Source organism: Arthrobacter sp. GMC3 (assembly GCF_002929305.1).
In the GTDB taxonomy this organism is placed as follows: domain Bacteria; phylum Actinomycetota; class Actinomycetes; order Actinomycetales; family Micrococcaceae; genus Specibacter.
Genome location: NZ_PJIO01000018.1, coordinates 35,475 through 50,485, shown reverse-complemented (window position 1 = coordinate 50,485; position 15,011 = coordinate 35,475). Strand labels below are relative to the sequence as shown.

The window sequence follows — 15,011 nt, the reverse complement described above, 5'->3', positions numbered from 1 at the left end:
GTGCTGGTTGTCATTGTGGGGGCTGGCAGCGTTGGCTGCTCCATTGCCCGCGAACTTTTATCTCACGGCCACGAGCTGCTGATGATCGACCCCAAGCCCGAGGTGATTGGCCGCAGCGGTTTGCGGGGGGCCCGATGGCTGGTGGGCGACGCCTGCGAAATCAGTACGCTTCGCGAAGCAAAGCTTGAGGAGGCGGATGTTGTTGTCTCGGCCACCGGTGATGACAAAGTCAACCTGGTGGTCTCGCTTCTGGCCAAAACCGAATTTGGTGTGGGCAGGACGGTGGGCCGGGTCAACAACCCCAAAAATGACTGGATGTTTGACGACTCCTGGGGTGTTGACGTGGCCGTGAACACGCCCCGGCTTATGACGGCGCTGGTTGAGGAAGCCGTGGAGATTGGCGACCTGGTGCGGCTGCTGACCCTGCAAACGGGTGTCGCTTCCTTGGTGGAGTTCACTGTCCCCGGCGTTTCACACATCATCGGCCTGACCGTGGGTGCCGTGGTGTGGCCGCAAGACGCAACGCTGGTAGCCATCCTGCGTGACGAGGCGCCCATCACGCCCAGCCCCGATGACGTCATGGAGGCCGGTGACGAGCTGTTCTTCATCTCCACCATTGCCGCGGAGGATGAACTGCGAGCCATCCTGTCATCGGACACTGACTCCGGCGCGGATTCCCCCAGCTAGCTCACTCTGGGTGGGCCGTGGCTAGTCGACCTTGACGGGCCGGCTCACCAGCCAGGCCACCCAGAGGCCCAGCGCATACAGCGGAACACCCATGATCAGGCGCATAGCCCCCAGTGCGTCGACCATTCCGGCCACGTAGAGCGGCAGCTGGACGGCCAGCCTGGCGGCCATGACGGCGACGATGATCCAGGTGGCAACACGGTAAGCGCGCAGGCGCTCGGGCTTATCCCGCCAGCGAACACCCTCATTGCGGGCATAACCGAAGAGCAGTCCCAGGATGGGCCAGCGGACGACGATCGAGGCCACCATGGCCAGAATGTACGCGCCGTTGGTCAAAAAGCCAACAAAGTAGTAATTCTCGGCCTTGCCGGTCTTCATGGCCAGGAACGCTGACAGGGCGACGCCGATAATGCCAGCCAAGGTTTGTGTCAGCGGTGTGCGTTGAGCCAGCCGGGCGATGAGGAAGACGGCGGCGATGGCCACCGATCCCGCCAAGGACCACGTGAGGTTCCTGGTCAGTGTGAAAACCACAAGGAATACCAGCCCGGGCAGCACGCTCTCGGCGATGCCGCGGATTCCACCGGCCGCCGCCAACAAGTCGATATGGCCATCGTCCTTGCGGACCAGGGCCGACTTTGCGGCCATCTCCTGCGCCAGCTCGGCAAAGGTGCCGGTGGCTTTCGCCGGGGTTGGGTCCTCTTCGGGGCCGTTGTGCGTCAACTAAATCTCCTGCGTTCCAATAATTTCATAGCGTGGATTGAAGATCGTTGGCAGGCCGTCACGGAGGGCAACCATCCCCTCAACGCGCACACGGGTGCCAACCACTATCCCGGCCACCCGGCGTCGGCCCAGCCAGATAAGCCGGAGCCGGTGGCTTCCGCCATCGCTTGTGGTGCGGGAAAAATCCCTGTCCGTCATGATGGCCGTGTAGCTCGGTGACGTTGATTCCGGTTCGATCGTGACAGCGTCAATGACACCGACACACACGGCCCGGCCGCGCGTTGGCAGCTCATTGATGGGCGCCGGGGCCGGCCAGGCGCCCGAGGTGATGGGCACTGGTGGCTATCCGATCGCCGTGATCTCCGGTCCTCGGCGGAACGGCTCACCGCCCTGGGCTGGTGTGGCGTGGTCCCCGGCGATCTGGCCGGCGGGGTTCGCTGTGGCGTCCTTGGGCAGGCGCAAAACAAGAAGGTCACGAGGGGGCAGCGGTGTCTCCCCACGCACCACCACCACTCCACGGAAAAGGTCTTCCAATTCCTGTGCGGCTTCACGGTCCACGGCTGCGTCGCCGCCAAGTACCCCTCGCAGGAACCAGCGCGGACCATCGACGCCGATGAAACGGGCCACGCGGAACCCGGAGTTGCCGTCGGCGGTTTGCGCGGGAACCTTGGCAAGGACTTCATCGCCAAAGGTGCCGTCGATGATTTCAATTTCGCCGCCCTGGGAACCCACCGAAAGCCCGATCTGCTCCCGGATATCGCGCCACAGCGGCTCGGAACGGGACGCGGCAAACGCTTGCAGTTGCAGGCTTGAGCCATTCAGATCAAGGGTCACGGCGATGACCCGGGAGGTGCTTTCCTCAACTTCAAGGCGCAAGGCCAAGCCCACACGCGGGGTGATCAGCAGGGCACCTAAGTCAACATAGCCGTCGGTGCCGGTGATCTCGCCAGCATCGAGCGGACCGTGGACGGCACGGTCGTAGATGGTGTCGGAGGGATCCGGCGGAAGCGCCAGCGTGTCTCCCTCTAGCGCGGCAGGGGCCGTGTTCGCTTCAGCGACGGTGGCGGAAGCCTCGTCGTCCGTGATCTTTTTCTTACCGAACCCAAAAGCCATGAGGGACAAACTCCTTGGAAATAATGGCGGAGTGAATAGTGTGGTGCTGAGTATTGACGTGCTGGCGCCCTAGGAAGTGGCGGACTCGAAACCGCCCGTGGAACCAAATCCACCGGTGCCTCGCACCGAGTCCGGCAGTTCCTCAACCATTTCAAAGGCTGCGTGTTCAACACGTTGAATAACCAGTTGTGCAATTCTATCGCCCCGGGACAGGGAAATTGCGTGGTGCGCGTCGGTATTGAGCAAGGTGACGGAAATTTCTCCGCGGTACCCGGCATCGACAGTTCCGGGGCTGTTGACAATGGTCAGCCCGTGCTTGGTGGCAAGCCCCGAACGGGGGTGCACCAAGGCAACAAATCCATAGGGCAAGGCCATGGAGACACCTGTGGGCACCAGGACACGCTCACCGGGGGCCAACGTCACGTCAATGCGTGTGCGAAGGTCTGCACCGGCGTCTCCGGGGTGGGCATAGCTGGGGGAGGCAATACCGTCGTCGAGCATGCGCAACTGCACCGTCAACGTAGCGGCGGGGGTGTGTTCGTCGGAGGTATTGCCGAAAGTCTGATTGGTCACAACAACTAACTCTATCCGCAAAGCAGGGCCCCTGCCCGCCTCCGCCGGATCGCCCCAAGATGAATAACTGCGCGAAAGATGGAAAGCTTAGGCTCATGTCTTCCGATCAGGCGCTCAACGCCAGCCCCGTATCCACAGCAACGTATACCGAGAAGCTGTGGCCCAATCTGTGGGTTTGGGTCATTGTGGTGGGACTCTCCGCCGCGGGCATCCTGATCTTCATCCCCATCAGCACCTTCGCCGGAATCATGGCTTTCATCGTGTTGTTGGTGGTGCAGGTGGCGGTTTTGATCGCCTGGACGCCCACCATCAAGGTCACGGACACCTCTTTGCAGGTGGGCCGGGCCCATATTGAACGTGAATTCGTGGGTAAGGCCTACGCCTACCACGGTGATGACGCCACGGATCAGCGCGGCACCAAACTCAACGGCTTGGCGTACCTGTGCATCCGCGGCTGGATCAAGCCTGTCGTGAAAATCGTGATCACCGATCCCAACGACTCCACGCCGTACTGGCTTACTTCTTCACGCAACCCGGAGCACTTGGTGGCCGCGCTGAACGGCCCCAAAGCCAAGTAGCACCTAGCCCGGCCGGGGAAAGTTTCGTGGCCTTTTTGGGATCCATTCACGCCACGCCTGCCCCGGTAGTAGTAAATACGCACGTTCGGTGGCAAAGTTTCGAAGTGAAACTAGAAGATTTGGGAGGGCAGCATGACGGATCTACGTTTGGTGGGTGTCCATGAAGATGGCGAACACCTACTACTCAGTGGAACCGGCGGCGAAATTTTCCTGCTTCCCATTGATGAAGCATTGCGCATGGCAACCACCAGGTCCCCGCGCAGGACTTTCCAGGGCGGCAGCTCGACCACCCGTCTGTCGCCACGTGAAATCCAGGCGCAGATCCGTGGCGGTGCCACCGCAGCCGATGTTGCAGAACATTCGGGGCTGTCGCTGGAGCAGGTACGCCGCTATGAGGGCCCGGTCTTGGCCGAGCGCGAATATGTAGCCGAGCAGGCCCGCAAGGTCGAGGTTTCCACCCCCGCACCCGGCAATGACGGCTACCGCACCGCCTTTGGCGACAACCCTGCCACGCTCAATGAAATGGTCATGCACCGTTTGGGCGCCTTCGGCATTGATCCGCGCACAGTCCGCTGGGATGCTTGGCGCATCCATGACGGGTCCTGGACTGTCACGGCCGATTTTGACCCCGGCACCGAGTGGGCCGCCAGCAGCATTGGCGAGCCCGCCCCCGCCAGGTGGACGTTCCACACGGGGCGCAAGTCCCTTTCCAACGCCAACCGCTGGGCCCAGCAGCTCAGCGAACTGGAACCGGTGGACGGCCCGGTGCCGGAACGGCGCCTGAGTGCTGTTGCCGACAGGCCTTTTGACTTTGAAAGCGACACGGCCGACCTTGACGGTTTGACCGGCGACGACGCCACCGGGTTGCCTGCGGACGCGGCCGAGGAGCCGACTGACGGAAGCTACCCCGGCGGCGGGTTGCTGGATATGTTGCGTTCGCGACGCGGCCAGCGCTTGGGCTTGGACGAGGACGGCGACGACGAACTCGCCGCCATGCTGGGAACCCACGTTCCGGCCGCGCATCCGCGCGACGGTCATGAACTGGCGGATGAGCCGGCGAACGCACAGGCAGCCGTTGAAGGTCCGGAAGCCGCCGAACCGACCCCCGCGCCTGCCGCTGGGTCCAAGCACCTGCGTGCCCTCCCGTTCCTGTCGCTGGCACCCAGCCTGCAACCCTCCGTTCATGATGAGCCAAGCCCCGTAGGCATTGGCGAAATCAGCACCCAAACTCGCGAAATCACGGTGTCCGGGTCGCCGTCACTGCGCCAGAGCGCCGCGAACAACGGTGTGGATCTCACGCACGCCCCGAAACCTGCCCCGCCGGTCCCTGCAGCGGATCCCGGACCCACCGACAGTGAAGTGGCGGCCCGTCTGGAACGCAAGGCCGCTGGCAAACCCAAACGCTCAAGCGTCCCCAGTTGGGACGAGATCGTGTTTGGCACCAAGGGCGACTAACACCCCCGGTAGCTGACCGGCGCCTTTCAGTGGTGATGGGTGTGATTCTTCTCCGCATGGTTACACGCCTCATCGGTGACGGGCCACGAATCGATTTCGCAGGGCCCACTTTCGGAAGGCCCACTCGCCCCGGGTAGACGACGCACGGCGGATTAGCGGCGCTTACCCTTGACTACCCGTGGGGTGGTGGGAATGCGCAGCAGCGGCACTTCTCGTTCGGCCTTGGTGATGGAACCGTGCTGGCCCACTACTTCCATGGCCTGGGGCCGGACCCGGCGCAGATCGTAAAACGCAATGGACTCCCGGGCGAGAACCAGCACATCGCCGATCCGAGCTTCCGCCTCGGGGCTGACGTCACCAAAGTAGCCTGCGTCAATGACCTGTTCACGGGTCAGCACCCAGGCCTTCTTGCCAAAGCGGTCCAGCCAGGCGGCTACCAGTTCCGCACGAACGTCAGCTCCGGCGTCGGGCTCAAGATACAGGTGAACCATGCGCGGCTCCCCTGCAGTATGGCGTACCCCGGCCACAAGTTCCGGGAACGCAGAGAAATCGATCCGGGCGGAACGGGGCACATCCACCATGCCGTGATCGGCGCTCAACAAGATCAAGGTGTCGGGGGGAACGGTGGCGGCCAGACGTTTCATGCCGGCGTCGAGTTCCTCGAGCTGGTGCTCCCATTCGGGTGAATCGGTGCCGCGAGCGTGCCCGGCCTTGTCCAGTTCACTCCAGTACAGGTACATGAGCATGGTGGGGTTCGCCGCGAGGGTCTCGGCGGCGAGCTGAACCCTGGCCTGAGGCGAGGTGGCGCCCAGGAACTTGCTGCCGCGCAGGGCGGCCCGGGTCATGGGGGAATGCTCAAACTTGGGCAAGCTGACGGTGGCGGTAGGGATGTGAGAATCAAGTTGCTCAAACACCGTGGGGCAGGGCTGCCAGCTCAGCGGGTCCACACCCGGGTCCCAGTTCCCAAGAAGGTTCACCACCTTGTCCTGCCGGGGGTCAAGGACGTCATAGCCGAGCATGCCGTGTGCGCCGGGGACGGCGCCGGTGCCCAGGCTGGTCAGCGAGGTGGCTGTGGTGCTGGGAAACGCCGCATGGAGGGTCCGAGGATGTTCTCCGGCGGAGTCGGCGGCCATCACGGAGCGCAGGAACGGGGCGTGGCCTGAGCGCTGCTTGAGCAAGGCTTTGCCCAGCCCGTCCACCAGCACCACGCACACTCGTTTGGCGGCGGGGAGCCGGAGCGCATTGTGGAAGCGCCCGTCGCCCAGGGCGGCGGCGGCGCTGGTGAAGATCTCACCGACGCTACTCACCCCGTAGGCTGGTGCCGCGGGCAGCTCATGTTGACGTGTGGGGGCGCTTTGCGTCTCTGGCACGGTCACGGGTTCCTAGCGCCGGTCGTGGGAACGGCCGAAGCGCTGCCCCAGGGCGGGGAATCTTGGTCCGGCAGCGGAGGGGTGGCTTGGTGCGATGGTGCCGGTGTTGACAGCGCGCAGTGCCCGGGCAAACGCCTTGGCGTCGGCCACCGCCTGCAGACCTTCGGCCTCGGCGCTGATGCGCAAGGCAAGATCTTCCTGGGCGATGGTCCCGGAGTAGCCGTGGTCGGCGTCGCACTGTGGATCCCCGCACGACGCCGGGCCCATCTCCAGGCGCTGTCCGCCGGACCAGGCGATGGAGACCGTGAGTTCACGGGCAGGATCGGAGGGCTTGTAGTTTTGCGGCTGGGCGTACGTGTAGCTGAGCACCACCGAGCGGATTTGCCCCACGGGCACGGATTCTGTGGATACCTGCGCCACGACCTGCTCGCCGGCGTCGTCCAGTTGCTGGTCGTCAACATGGGTGATGACCAGCATCTCCTCCGTCAGGACAAGCACCGTAATATGCCGGTGCACCTCGGTCCTGTCAAAGTGGGTTTCCAGGTGTACCAGGTGGGCCAGCGGATCCTGTCCATCAAGTGCGTCATTGACCACATCCGCCACGAGTCGAGGGTAAAAACCTGATCGCTGCAAGGCAGCTTCCAGGCTGCGTCCCTTGGTAGTGGCCGGGGCACCGGTTCCGAAGCTGTTCATGTCCCCATTTTCGCACTTTGGTCCGTGCGTTGCGAACCGGGGGGACACGGTCAGGAAATCATGGCCCGCCGGGCGCTGTCCGTCCGCTGGGCCGCATTGCCGATCCGCAAGGTCACCGCCAGCACGGTCACCTGCTGCGGGCCCACCAAAATCGGGTTGAATTCTAGCCACGCAATTTCCGGGTGTTCATCCTTGAGGAGCGCCACGCGGGCCACCAGATCCTCCAGCGCCGCCACATTCCCGGCTGGCAGGCCCTGGTAGCCGAAAAGCTTCACGGCCGCACGCGGAGACCTGATAAGTTCCTTGACGTCACCCACCGACAGTGGTGGCACGCGGTGTGCCCAGTCATCAAGCAAGGTCACCGCGTCACCGGAGAGGCCAAAGGACACCACAGGGCCCAGCAGCGGGTCCTCAATGGCTCGCAGGGTGCAGGACTGCCCCACCTGGGCCATGGACTGGACTTCCAGCTCACAGAGCCCGTACGGCTCCAGCAGCTTGCGCATCTGGCTGATGTTGCGGCGCAGCGATGCGGCGTTCTCAATGTTGATCCGCACCCCACCCAGGTCCAGGCGATGACGCAGAGTGGCATCCAAGGTCTTGATGGCCACGGGCCAGCCCAGCCGTTCCGCGGCTGCCACTGCCTGCTCGGTGGTGGCGAACGGCACGGACTCAAGAACGTCAATACCGTAGTGGCCCAACAGGGCCCGGGTATCTGCGGGGTCCGGGGTGAGCAGGCCATCGCCGGTGACACCCTCCAGCAGGTTCTCCAGCAGCTGCGAGGCCGCCGCCGTGTCAACCCCCGCCGGGCGGTCAAAGCTTGGCTTCTCCAGCGTCAACCAGTGCGCGTACCGGGTCACGGAAGCCAGCGCCGCGACAGCCGACCCCGGGCTGGAATAGGACGGGAGTCCACCGCCCAACTGTCGATTGACGTTAATGTTGACATCGACAATTCCGGCGAAGACCGCAACGACGGGTTTACCGGCATCATCGGCGCACTGCTTGAGCGTGCCTGCGATGGTTTCAATAGTCAGCCCGGGAACCGGCAGAAGCGTGACGATCGCGGAGTCGACGTCGGCCCGCCCCAGGGTCTCCCCCAGTTTCCGCGCCAGCAGCGGCAGTGCCCTTGACTGGCCGATGTCCAGAACCAGGTTGGCCTCCATGGCTGCCACGGCGAGCCCGTGCTGTTCGGCGTCGTCGGCCACCACGCTTCCCAGGGCCAGGGAGTTGCTGAAAATGGCGAGCCCACTGCCCTGGGGCAGCGGGGCGCCCACCACGATCTGGGCGACGTCGGCCAGTTCCTCGATGGTGTTGACCCTGATGACGCCCGATTGGCGCAGCATGGCGTCCAGGGCGCCCGCCGGGGCCTGGGTGGTGCGCACGGCATGGCCCGGAGGCAGGCGCAGGCCCATGGTGTCCGACTTCGCCACGATCACTGGTTTGCTGCGGGCCAGGCGCCGGGAAATGCGGGAGAACTTGCGCGGGTTGCCAATGGACTCCAGGTAAAGTGCGCACGCCGTGGTGTTCGGGTCATCCTCCCAGAACTGCATCAAGTCATTACCGGAGACGTCGGCCCGGTTACCGGCGGAAAGTACCGAGGACAGGCCGATGTCGCGTCGACTCAAGGATGCGTAGAGGGTCACGCCCAGTGCTGCAGACTGGCTGAAGATCCCCAGCCCGCCCCGCAACGGCAGCCCCGGGGCCATGGAGGCGTTCAGTGAAACGGCGGGGTCGGTGTTGGCCAGGCCCAACGACGCCGGACCCACCACCCTCATCCCGTTGGCCCGGGCTTGGCGCACCAGGGCGCGCTGACGGGCCAGTCCGCGAGCGCCGTCGTCGGCGAAACCGTCGGTGGCGATCACTATGCCCTTCACCCCTGCTGCGCCGCACTGCTCAACAACAGTGGGCACTTGGTCGTAGGGGACGGCGATGACGGCCAGGTCGACGGGGCCGGGAACGTCGGCGATGCTGCCGTAGGGCATCATTCCGGAGACTTCCAGGGCTTCCTGGTTGACGGCGTAGATGGCGCCGGCGAATTTGCCCTCCACCACGTGTTCTAGGAGTTGCTGGCCGATGCTCCCCCACGCCCGGCTGGCTCCGATGACGGCCACGGAGGCCGGTGCTACCAGCCCGGCCACGCTGCGTGCCTCGGCCCGGTGTTCACGGGATTCCATGACGGCGCGTGATTTTTCGGTGGGGTCGATGTCGAAGGCGAGTGCCACCACGCCGTCGTCGAAGTGCCGGTGGACCTCATAGCCGGCCTCGGAGAAGACCTGCATCATCTTCCGGTTTTCGGGCAGGATATCCGCGGTGAAACGGTCGATCCCGTTCTCGCGTGCGGCCACCGCCAGGTGTTCTAGCAGGATCGAGCCCACGCCGCGGCCCTGGTGGGCGTCGGAGACGTTGAAGGCTACTTCCGCTTCGGTGGGGTTCTCCAGCCGGTCGTAGCGGCCGATCCCAATGATTTCCGCACCGTGGGTGATGACAAAGGCCACACGGTCCTTGTAGTCCAGTTCGGTGAAGCGGCGCAGCTCCTTGGGCGTCAATTTAGACTTGTAGGTGAAGAAGCGCAGGTAGATGGAGCTCTTGGATTGCGCCATGTGGAACGTCTGGACGGCGTCGGCATCGGAGGCTTTCATGGGGCGCAGGTGGGCAGTCCCACCGTCTCGCAAAACGACGTCCGCTTCCCAATGCGCCGGATATTCGGGCGCGAGCTCTGGCTTCACCATAGAATCACTGTACCGACATGTTGCCTTTGTGGCGCTGAGGACCGCCCGCAACACCCGCAGTAGATCCCGCAGTAGATAAGGACCCAAGCCATCATGGCCAAGCGCCAACGCCCCGCTGAAGGCACCCCCGATGAGGACTTCACCGAGAACATTGTTGACATTGATGTTTCCAGTGAGATGGAAGGCTCCTTCCTGGAGTACGCCTACTCGGTGATTTACTCCCGGGCCCTCCCCGATGCCAGGGACGGGCTCAAGCCGGTGCAGCGCCGCATCCTGTACATGATGAGCGAGATGGGCCTGCGCCCGGACAAGGGACACGTCAAGAGTGCGCGCGTGGTGGGCGAGGTCATGGGCAAGTTGCACCCCCACGGTGACACGGCCATCTACGACACCATGGTGCGCATGGCGCAGGACTTTTCCCTGCGCCTGCCGCTCATTGATGGGCACGGGAACTTTGGCTCGCTCGACGACGGTCCGGCCGCCCCCCGCTACACGGAGGCCCGGCTTGCGGCGCCCGCCCTGGAATTGACGGGAAACCTGGGCGAAGACGTGGTGGACTTTGTCCCCAGCTACGACAACGAGATGATGCAGCCCTCCGTGCTGCCGGCCGCCTACCCGAACCTATTGGTCAACGGCGCCAGCGGCATCGCCGTGGGCATGGCCACCAACATGGCCCCGCACAACCTGGGCGAGGTCATCGCCGCCGCCCAACACCTGATCGTCAACCCCGAGGCAACGCTCGAGGACATCATGGCGTACGTGCCCGGCCCGGATCTTCCCTCGGGAGGGCGGATCGTGGGCCTGGCAGGCATCCGAGACGCCTACGCCACGGGCAGGGGTTCCTTCAAGACGCGGGCCAAGGTCGCCGTCGAACAGCTCTCCCCGCGCCGGGTGGGACTGGTGGTCACCGAGCTGCCGTACCTGCTGGGGCCGGAAAAGCTGATCGAGAAGATCAAGGACGCCATCAACGCCAAGAAGCTGGTGGGCATCGCCGATCTGGTGGACCTCACGGACCGCAAGCACGGGCTGCGCCTGGTGATTGAGATCAAGAACGGCTTCAACCCGGCAGCGGTGATGGCACAGCTGTACCGTTACACGCCCATGGAGGACTCCTTCGGCATTAACAACGTCTGCCTCGTGGACGGTCAGCCGCAGACGCTGGGCCTGCTGCCGCTGTTGCAGGTGTTTGTCACCCACCGCATCGACGTGGTCCGGAGACGCACCGCGTTCCGGCTGGGCAAGAAGAAGGACCGCCTGCACATTGTGGAGGGCATGCTGTTGGCCATCGTGGATATTGACGAGGTCATCCAGATCATCCGCACATCCGATGAGGTGGCGGCCGCCCGCGAACGCCTCATGGCCATCTATGACCTCTCCGAGATCCAGGCCAACTACATCCTGGACCTGCAGCTGCGCCGGCTCACCCGTTTCTCCATGGTGGAGCTGGAGTCCGAACGTGACGATCTGCGCCGTGAAATCGAGGCTTTGGAGGCCATCCTGGCGTCCAAGGAACTACTGCACAAGCTGGTCTCAGATGAAATGGGTGAGGTGGCGGCCAAGTACGCCACCCCGCGCCGAACAGTGCTGCTGGAATCCGAGGCCATGGCGCCGTCGGTAGCCAAGGCACTCGCGGCGGCAGGCCCGGCAGGGAAGGCTGCCCCGCTGGCCCTTGAAATTGCCGACGATCCCTGCTGGGTGCTGCTCAGCGCCACCGGCCAGATCGCACGCACCAGCACGGCCGATCCTTTGGTGGACGGCGGCGGGCGAACCAAGCATGACGTGTTCGCCTCCATCCTGAAGTCCAGTGCCCGGTCCGAGATCGGCGCCGTGACCTCGCTGGGCCGGATGATCCGCCTGCAGGTGGTGGACATGCCTGTGCTGCCACCCACCGCTGCCTTGCCTAACCTGGCCGGCGGTGTTGCGGCCAAGGAATTCATCACCTTGACCAAGGGTGAAACGCTGGTGGGCTTTGTCCCGCTGAACGCGATCTTCGCCGTGGGCACTGCCTCGGGCGTGGTCAAGCGGGTCACCCCCGACTACCCGCTGAATCGGGACGAGTGGGAGTACATTGCGCTCAAGCCCAAGGACTTCGTGGTGGGTGCCGCCGTCTCCACGGACGACGACGACCTAGTGTTCATCACCCAGCGCGCCCAATTGCTGCGGTACAGTGCCGCGAGTGTTCGCCCGCAGGGCCGTACGGCCGGCGGTATGGCCGGTATCAAGCTGGGCGCCGGGGATGAAGTCCTCAGCTTCGGGGTGGTCGCCACCGGAGATCCCGACGCCGTAGTGGTCACCGTGTCCGTGGGGCAGGACGCCCTGCCCGGCACGACGTCGGGCAGTGCCAAGGTCACCGCGTTCTCCGAGTATCCGGCCAAGGGCCGCGCAACCGGAGGCGTACGTGCACACAGGTTCCTCAAGGGTGAGGACAAGCTACAGGTTTCCTGGGCCGGGCACGGCCCCGCGAAGGCCTCAACATCGGCCGGTGTTGTTCGGGCATTGCCCGTGGAACACGGCCACCGCGACGGCTCCGGCGTGGCCCTGTCCGCCGGAATCGACCTGGTAGGTCCCAGTATTGGCGGCTCGGCTAGCGAGGCGGCTGTCACCGTCCCCGCTGCACCCACCACGCCGCCAGCACCGGCCAGCGATCCCACGCCCATTCCGGAGGTCACACAGGAGGCGTTTGAGCTGCCCACGGAGTAGTCCGGCGCTGGTTGCCCAGTAGACTCGGGCCCCATGGGGAAAAATCGGGCCGGAATCGAGCCACACAGTCAGCGAAGCGACGGCCAGGTAGCTACCGGGAGGCACCTGGCCCCGCGAAGGAAGCTCTCGATGTGGGCCAAGGCCGGGATCGCCTTGACTTTGGTCGTGGTTCTCGCCGTGGGTGTCGGGGTGGCCGGATACTTCAAGCTGTCCAACAATATTCAATCCGCGGACCTCTACCAGCCGGGCGAAACCTACGCTTCTGCGCCGCCGGTGGACGACTATAGCCCGGTCGATATTTTGGTGGTGGGGACGGACACGCGCTCAGGGGCGGATAGCCGTTTTGGCAGTGAGACCGACTCCAGCGGTGAGGGACAGGCGGACGTCATGATGGCCGTTCATCTCTCCGGCGATCGCCAGCGGGTAACCGTGGTCAGTATCCCAAGAGACACGATTGCCCCGTTCCCTGGGTGCGTGGATGCCTCCGGAGGCGACCCCTGGCCGGCCGCGGACGCGCAGATACTAAACGCAGCCCTGAAAATGGGTGGCCCATCGTGCCTGCGCAAAACTCTGGGTGATCTGGCCGGCATCTCGTTTGGGCATTTCATGGTTGCCGACTTCAATGCCGTCATTGACCTCAGCAACACCGTTGGCGGCGTTGAAGTGTGTGTCGATCAGCCGATCAATGATCCCAAGTCACAATTGAACCTGCCGGCGGGGACCAGCACGGTTCAGGGTGAGAGCGCCTTGGCTTTCCTGAGAACCCGGGGCTCCTTCGGGGATGCAAGCGACCTCGCCCGTATCACCGCCCAGCAGGGGTTCCTCTCCTCGCTGGTGCGCAAGATCAAGAGCGAAGACACCCTGACAAACATCCCCAAGCTCTACTCCATCGCGGACACACTCACCAAGAACGTGACCCTGGACAAATCCTTGGCCAACATCCCAGCGCTGCTCCAGTTGGCAAGCCGACTCAACATCCGTTCACAATGACGCCCAGCCGGCAGCGCCATCCTCACCGGACGCCTCCACCCCAGCGGCGACCACACCGCCAACTGACGACGCCGCGGTTGCCCAGCCGCTCAAGGGACAGAACGCGAACCAGCAGACCTGCCAAAAATCCTCGGGAAATTAGACGGCAGGGCGGGCGGCTCGCCTGGCGATAGCCGCGAGACCTAGGGCCGACGCCAGGAATATCACGGCAAGTGCAATCCAGCCGGGCAGCCCATATTTCAGGGCCGTCCCCGCCACGACGAACGGCGCGCACATGGAGCCCAGGCCAGCACCCATGGCGAAAACTCCCTGATAGGCGCCGGCGTTCGACGCGTTGGCCAGTTCAAAGGAGAGGCCCCACGTTCCCGCCTGCGACCAGACCTCGGCGAAGGCGTGGGCTATCGCTGCCACCACCAACAGCAGGATGGCTGGTGCCACCGATACGCCGTCGGCCAGTGCGTACAAGATGGACGCCACCGCCATCAACACCCCGGCAAGTGTCACCACTTTGCTGGCCTTGCGCAGGTCGTCGGTGCCGCGCGAGAGCGGAATCTGGAAGGCGATGACGATGGCGGTGTTCAGGATCAGCAGTACAGAGACAAGACTTCTCGGCACCAGGGTGTTGTGCGAGATCCACAGCGGAACGCCGACTTCGGCGAGACCAAATTGCATTCCGAAGATGGCTGCGAGCGCAGTGAGAAGCAGATAGCGCCGATCCGAAAAAGGCGAGCTTCCCCCTTGAGGCCTCCCCTCGGGTGCCGGGCTGGCCGCATCTGTGGTTACCGGTGCTGGCGCATTGACCCGTGAGGGGAGCTTCCACACCGGAATGACGCCCAAGAGGTAGACAGCTCCCGCCCCCAGCATCACCATGCGGTAGGCGGTGGCATTGTCAGCCAGCAAAGCCACTCCTGCAATGGCGGCACCGAGTGCGATCGCGACGTTCGTTACCGTTCGCAGGATTGACCGTGCGTTGACCCTGGCTGGCCCCTCGAAGGCACGTGCCACGATCGCCATGCGAGTAGCGTTCGATGCACTTCCCACAGCCGAAACCACACAGGCGATGATCAGGATGCCCGTGAAATCGCTGGCGAAGGCGTAACAGCCCAGGGTGAGACCTTCCGCGGCCATCAAGGCGAACAACAGTCGTCGTGCACTGAACTTGTCGGCCAGTCGGCCACCCAAGTACGAGGTGCCCACGCCTACGGCACTAGAAATTCCCAGAACCGTCGCAGTCTCCGCCGTGGAAAGCCCTATGACGAAAGTTATGTACAGGACAGTGACGGTCAGGAACACGCCGCGCCCCACACGGCTGATCAGGGTAGCCGTCACCAGAATGCGCAGCACCGGATCGGACACTGCCCCAAGGAGGCGCCGCATGAAATTCGGCTGGGGTTTAGTTGGAGTGG

At 64.1% G+C, this 15,011-nt stretch carries 13 protein-coding genes; 5 read left to right on the top strand and 8 right to left on the bottom strand.

All coding sequences use genetic code 11. The features are described from left to right. Nucleotides 1-687, top strand: coding sequence for a TrkA family potassium uptake protein (locus tag CXQ94_RS19385; RefSeq protein WP_104092240.1), 687 nt, complete (start codon nt 1-3; stop codon nt 685-687). A 21-nt stretch (nt 688-708) separates the two neighbouring features. Here CXQ94_RS19385 and CXQ94_RS19380 read toward each other — a convergent pair whose 3' ends face one another. From CXQ94_RS19380 to dut, 4 genes are all read right to left on the bottom strand, one after another. Continuing rightward, nucleotides 709-1,332 carry a DUF3159 domain-containing protein gene (locus tag CXQ94_RS19380; protein ID WP_104092250.1) on the bottom strand — a complete coding sequence of 208 codons (624 nt, stop codon included), beginning with the start codon at nt 1,330-1,332 and terminating at the stop codon, nt 709-711. Between the two features lie 75 nt (nt 1,333-1,407). Beyond that, entirely contained in the window at nt 1,408-1,743 is a 336-nt protein-coding gene (locus tag CXQ94_RS19375) for an OB-fold nucleic acid binding domain-containing protein (RefSeq protein WP_104092239.1), read from the bottom strand. A gap of 6 nt (nt 1,744-1,749) precedes the next feature. Further along, nucleotides 1,750-2,520 (bottom strand): DUF3710 domain-containing protein, encoded by a 771-nt coding sequence (locus CXQ94_RS19370; RefSeq protein ID WP_104092238.1) that lies wholly within the window; start codon nt 2,518-2,520, stop codon nt 1,750-1,752. A 69-nt stretch (nt 2,521-2,589) separates the two neighbouring features. Further along, nucleotides 2,590-3,093 carry a dUTP diphosphatase gene (gene dut, locus CXQ94_RS19365; RefSeq protein ID WP_258067251.1) on the bottom strand — a complete coding sequence of 168 codons (504 nt, stop codon included), beginning with the start codon at nt 3,091-3,093 and terminating at the stop codon, nt 2,590-2,592. A gap of 95 nt (nt 3,094-3,188) precedes the next feature. On the opposite strand from dut, the gene CXQ94_RS19360 reads away from it, so the two are divergent. Together CXQ94_RS19360 and sepH are read left to right on the top strand one after the other, a co-directional pair. Continuing rightward, nucleotides 3,189-3,671: a DUF3093 domain-containing protein gene (locus CXQ94_RS19360; protein WP_104092236.1), complete on the top strand. Its 483-nt coding sequence runs from the start codon at nt 3,189-3,191 to the stop codon at nt 3,669-3,671. Nucleotides 3,672-3,803: 132 nt separating this feature from the next. Further along, nucleotides 3,804-5,126 (top strand): septation protein SepH, encoded by a 1,323-nt coding sequence (sepH, locus tag CXQ94_RS19355; protein WP_104092235.1) that lies wholly within the window; start codon nt 3,804-3,806, stop codon nt 5,124-5,126. Between the two features lie 152 nt (nt 5,127-5,278). Here the strand turns inward: sepH and CXQ94_RS19350 are convergent, their stop codons facing one another. From CXQ94_RS19350 to CXQ94_RS19340, 3 genes are read right to left on the bottom strand one after another with little or no spacing between them, the layout of a single operon-like run. After that, nucleotides 5,279-6,496: an alkaline phosphatase family protein gene (locus CXQ94_RS19350; RefSeq protein ID WP_258067250.1), complete on the bottom strand. Its 1,218-nt coding sequence runs from the start codon at nt 6,494-6,496 to the stop codon at nt 5,279-5,281. 12 nt (nt 6,497-6,508) lie between these two features. Next, the gene (locus CXQ94_RS19345) at nt 6,509-7,189 is read right to left on the bottom strand and encodes a DUF5998 family protein (protein WP_104092234.1); all 681 of its coding nucleotides are present in this window, start codon (nt 7,187-7,189) and stop codon (nt 6,509-6,511) included. 50 nt (nt 7,190-7,239) lie between these two features. After that, nucleotides 7,240-9,915, bottom strand: coding sequence for a GNAT family N-acetyltransferase (locus tag CXQ94_RS19340; RefSeq protein ID WP_104092233.1), 2,676 nt, complete (start codon nt 9,913-9,915; stop codon nt 7,240-7,242). Nucleotides 9,916-10,008: 93 nt separating this feature from the next. Between CXQ94_RS19340 and CXQ94_RS19335 the strand changes: the two genes are divergently transcribed. Further along, nucleotides 10,009-12,615: a DNA topoisomerase (ATP-hydrolyzing) subunit A gene (locus tag CXQ94_RS19335; RefSeq protein ID WP_104092232.1), complete on the top strand. Its 2,607-nt coding sequence runs from the start codon at nt 10,009-10,011 to the stop codon at nt 12,613-12,615. A gap of 33 nt (nt 12,616-12,648) precedes the next feature. Beyond that, nucleotides 12,649-13,605 (top strand): LCP family protein, encoded by a 957-nt coding sequence (locus CXQ94_RS19330; protein WP_104092231.1) that lies wholly within the window; start codon nt 12,649-12,651, stop codon nt 13,603-13,605. A 138-nt stretch (nt 13,606-13,743) separates the two neighbouring features. Here CXQ94_RS19330 and CXQ94_RS19325 read toward each other — a convergent pair whose 3' ends face one another. Then, nucleotides 13,744-14,982, bottom strand: coding sequence for an MFS transporter (locus CXQ94_RS19325; RefSeq protein WP_104092230.1), 1,239 nt, complete (start codon nt 14,980-14,982; stop codon nt 13,744-13,746). Between the last annotated feature and the right edge of the window lie 29 nt (nt 14,983-15,011).

Bases quoted from the DNA above. Each gene is read 5' to 3' on its own strand.
- CXQ94_RS19380 (WP_104092250.1), bottom strand. From the start codon at position 1,332: ATGGCCGCAAAGTCGGCCCTGGTCCGCAAGGACGATGGCCATATCGAC.
- CXQ94_RS19370 (WP_104092238.1), bottom strand. From the start codon at position 2,520: ATGGCTTTTGGGTTCGGTAAGAAAAAGATCACGGACGACGAGGCTTCC.
- CXQ94_RS19360 (WP_104092236.1), top strand. From the start codon at position 3,189: ATGTCTTCCGATCAGGCGCTCAACGCCAGCCCCGTATCCACAGCAACG.
- sepH (WP_104092235.1), top strand. From the start codon at position 3,804: ATGACGGATCTACGTTTGGTGGGTGTCCATGAAGATGGCGAACACCTA.
- CXQ94_RS19345 (WP_104092234.1), bottom strand. From the start codon at position 7,189: ATGAACAGCTTCGGAACCGGTGCCCCGGCCACTACCAAGGGACGCAGC.
- CXQ94_RS19340 (WP_104092233.1), bottom strand. From the start codon at position 9,915: ATGGTGAAGCCAGAGCTCGCGCCCGAATATCCGGCGCATTGGGAAGCG.
- CXQ94_RS19335 (WP_104092232.1), top strand. From the start codon at position 10,009: ATGGCCAAGCGCCAACGCCCCGCTGAAGGCACCCCCGATGAGGACTTC.
- CXQ94_RS19330 (WP_104092231.1), top strand. From the start codon at position 12,649: ATGGGGAAAAATCGGGCCGGAATCGAGCCACACAGTCAGCGAAGCGAC.
- CXQ94_RS19325 (WP_104092230.1), bottom strand. From the start codon at position 14,982: ATGCGGCGCCTCCTTGGGGCAGTGTCCGATCCGGTGCTGCGCATTCTG.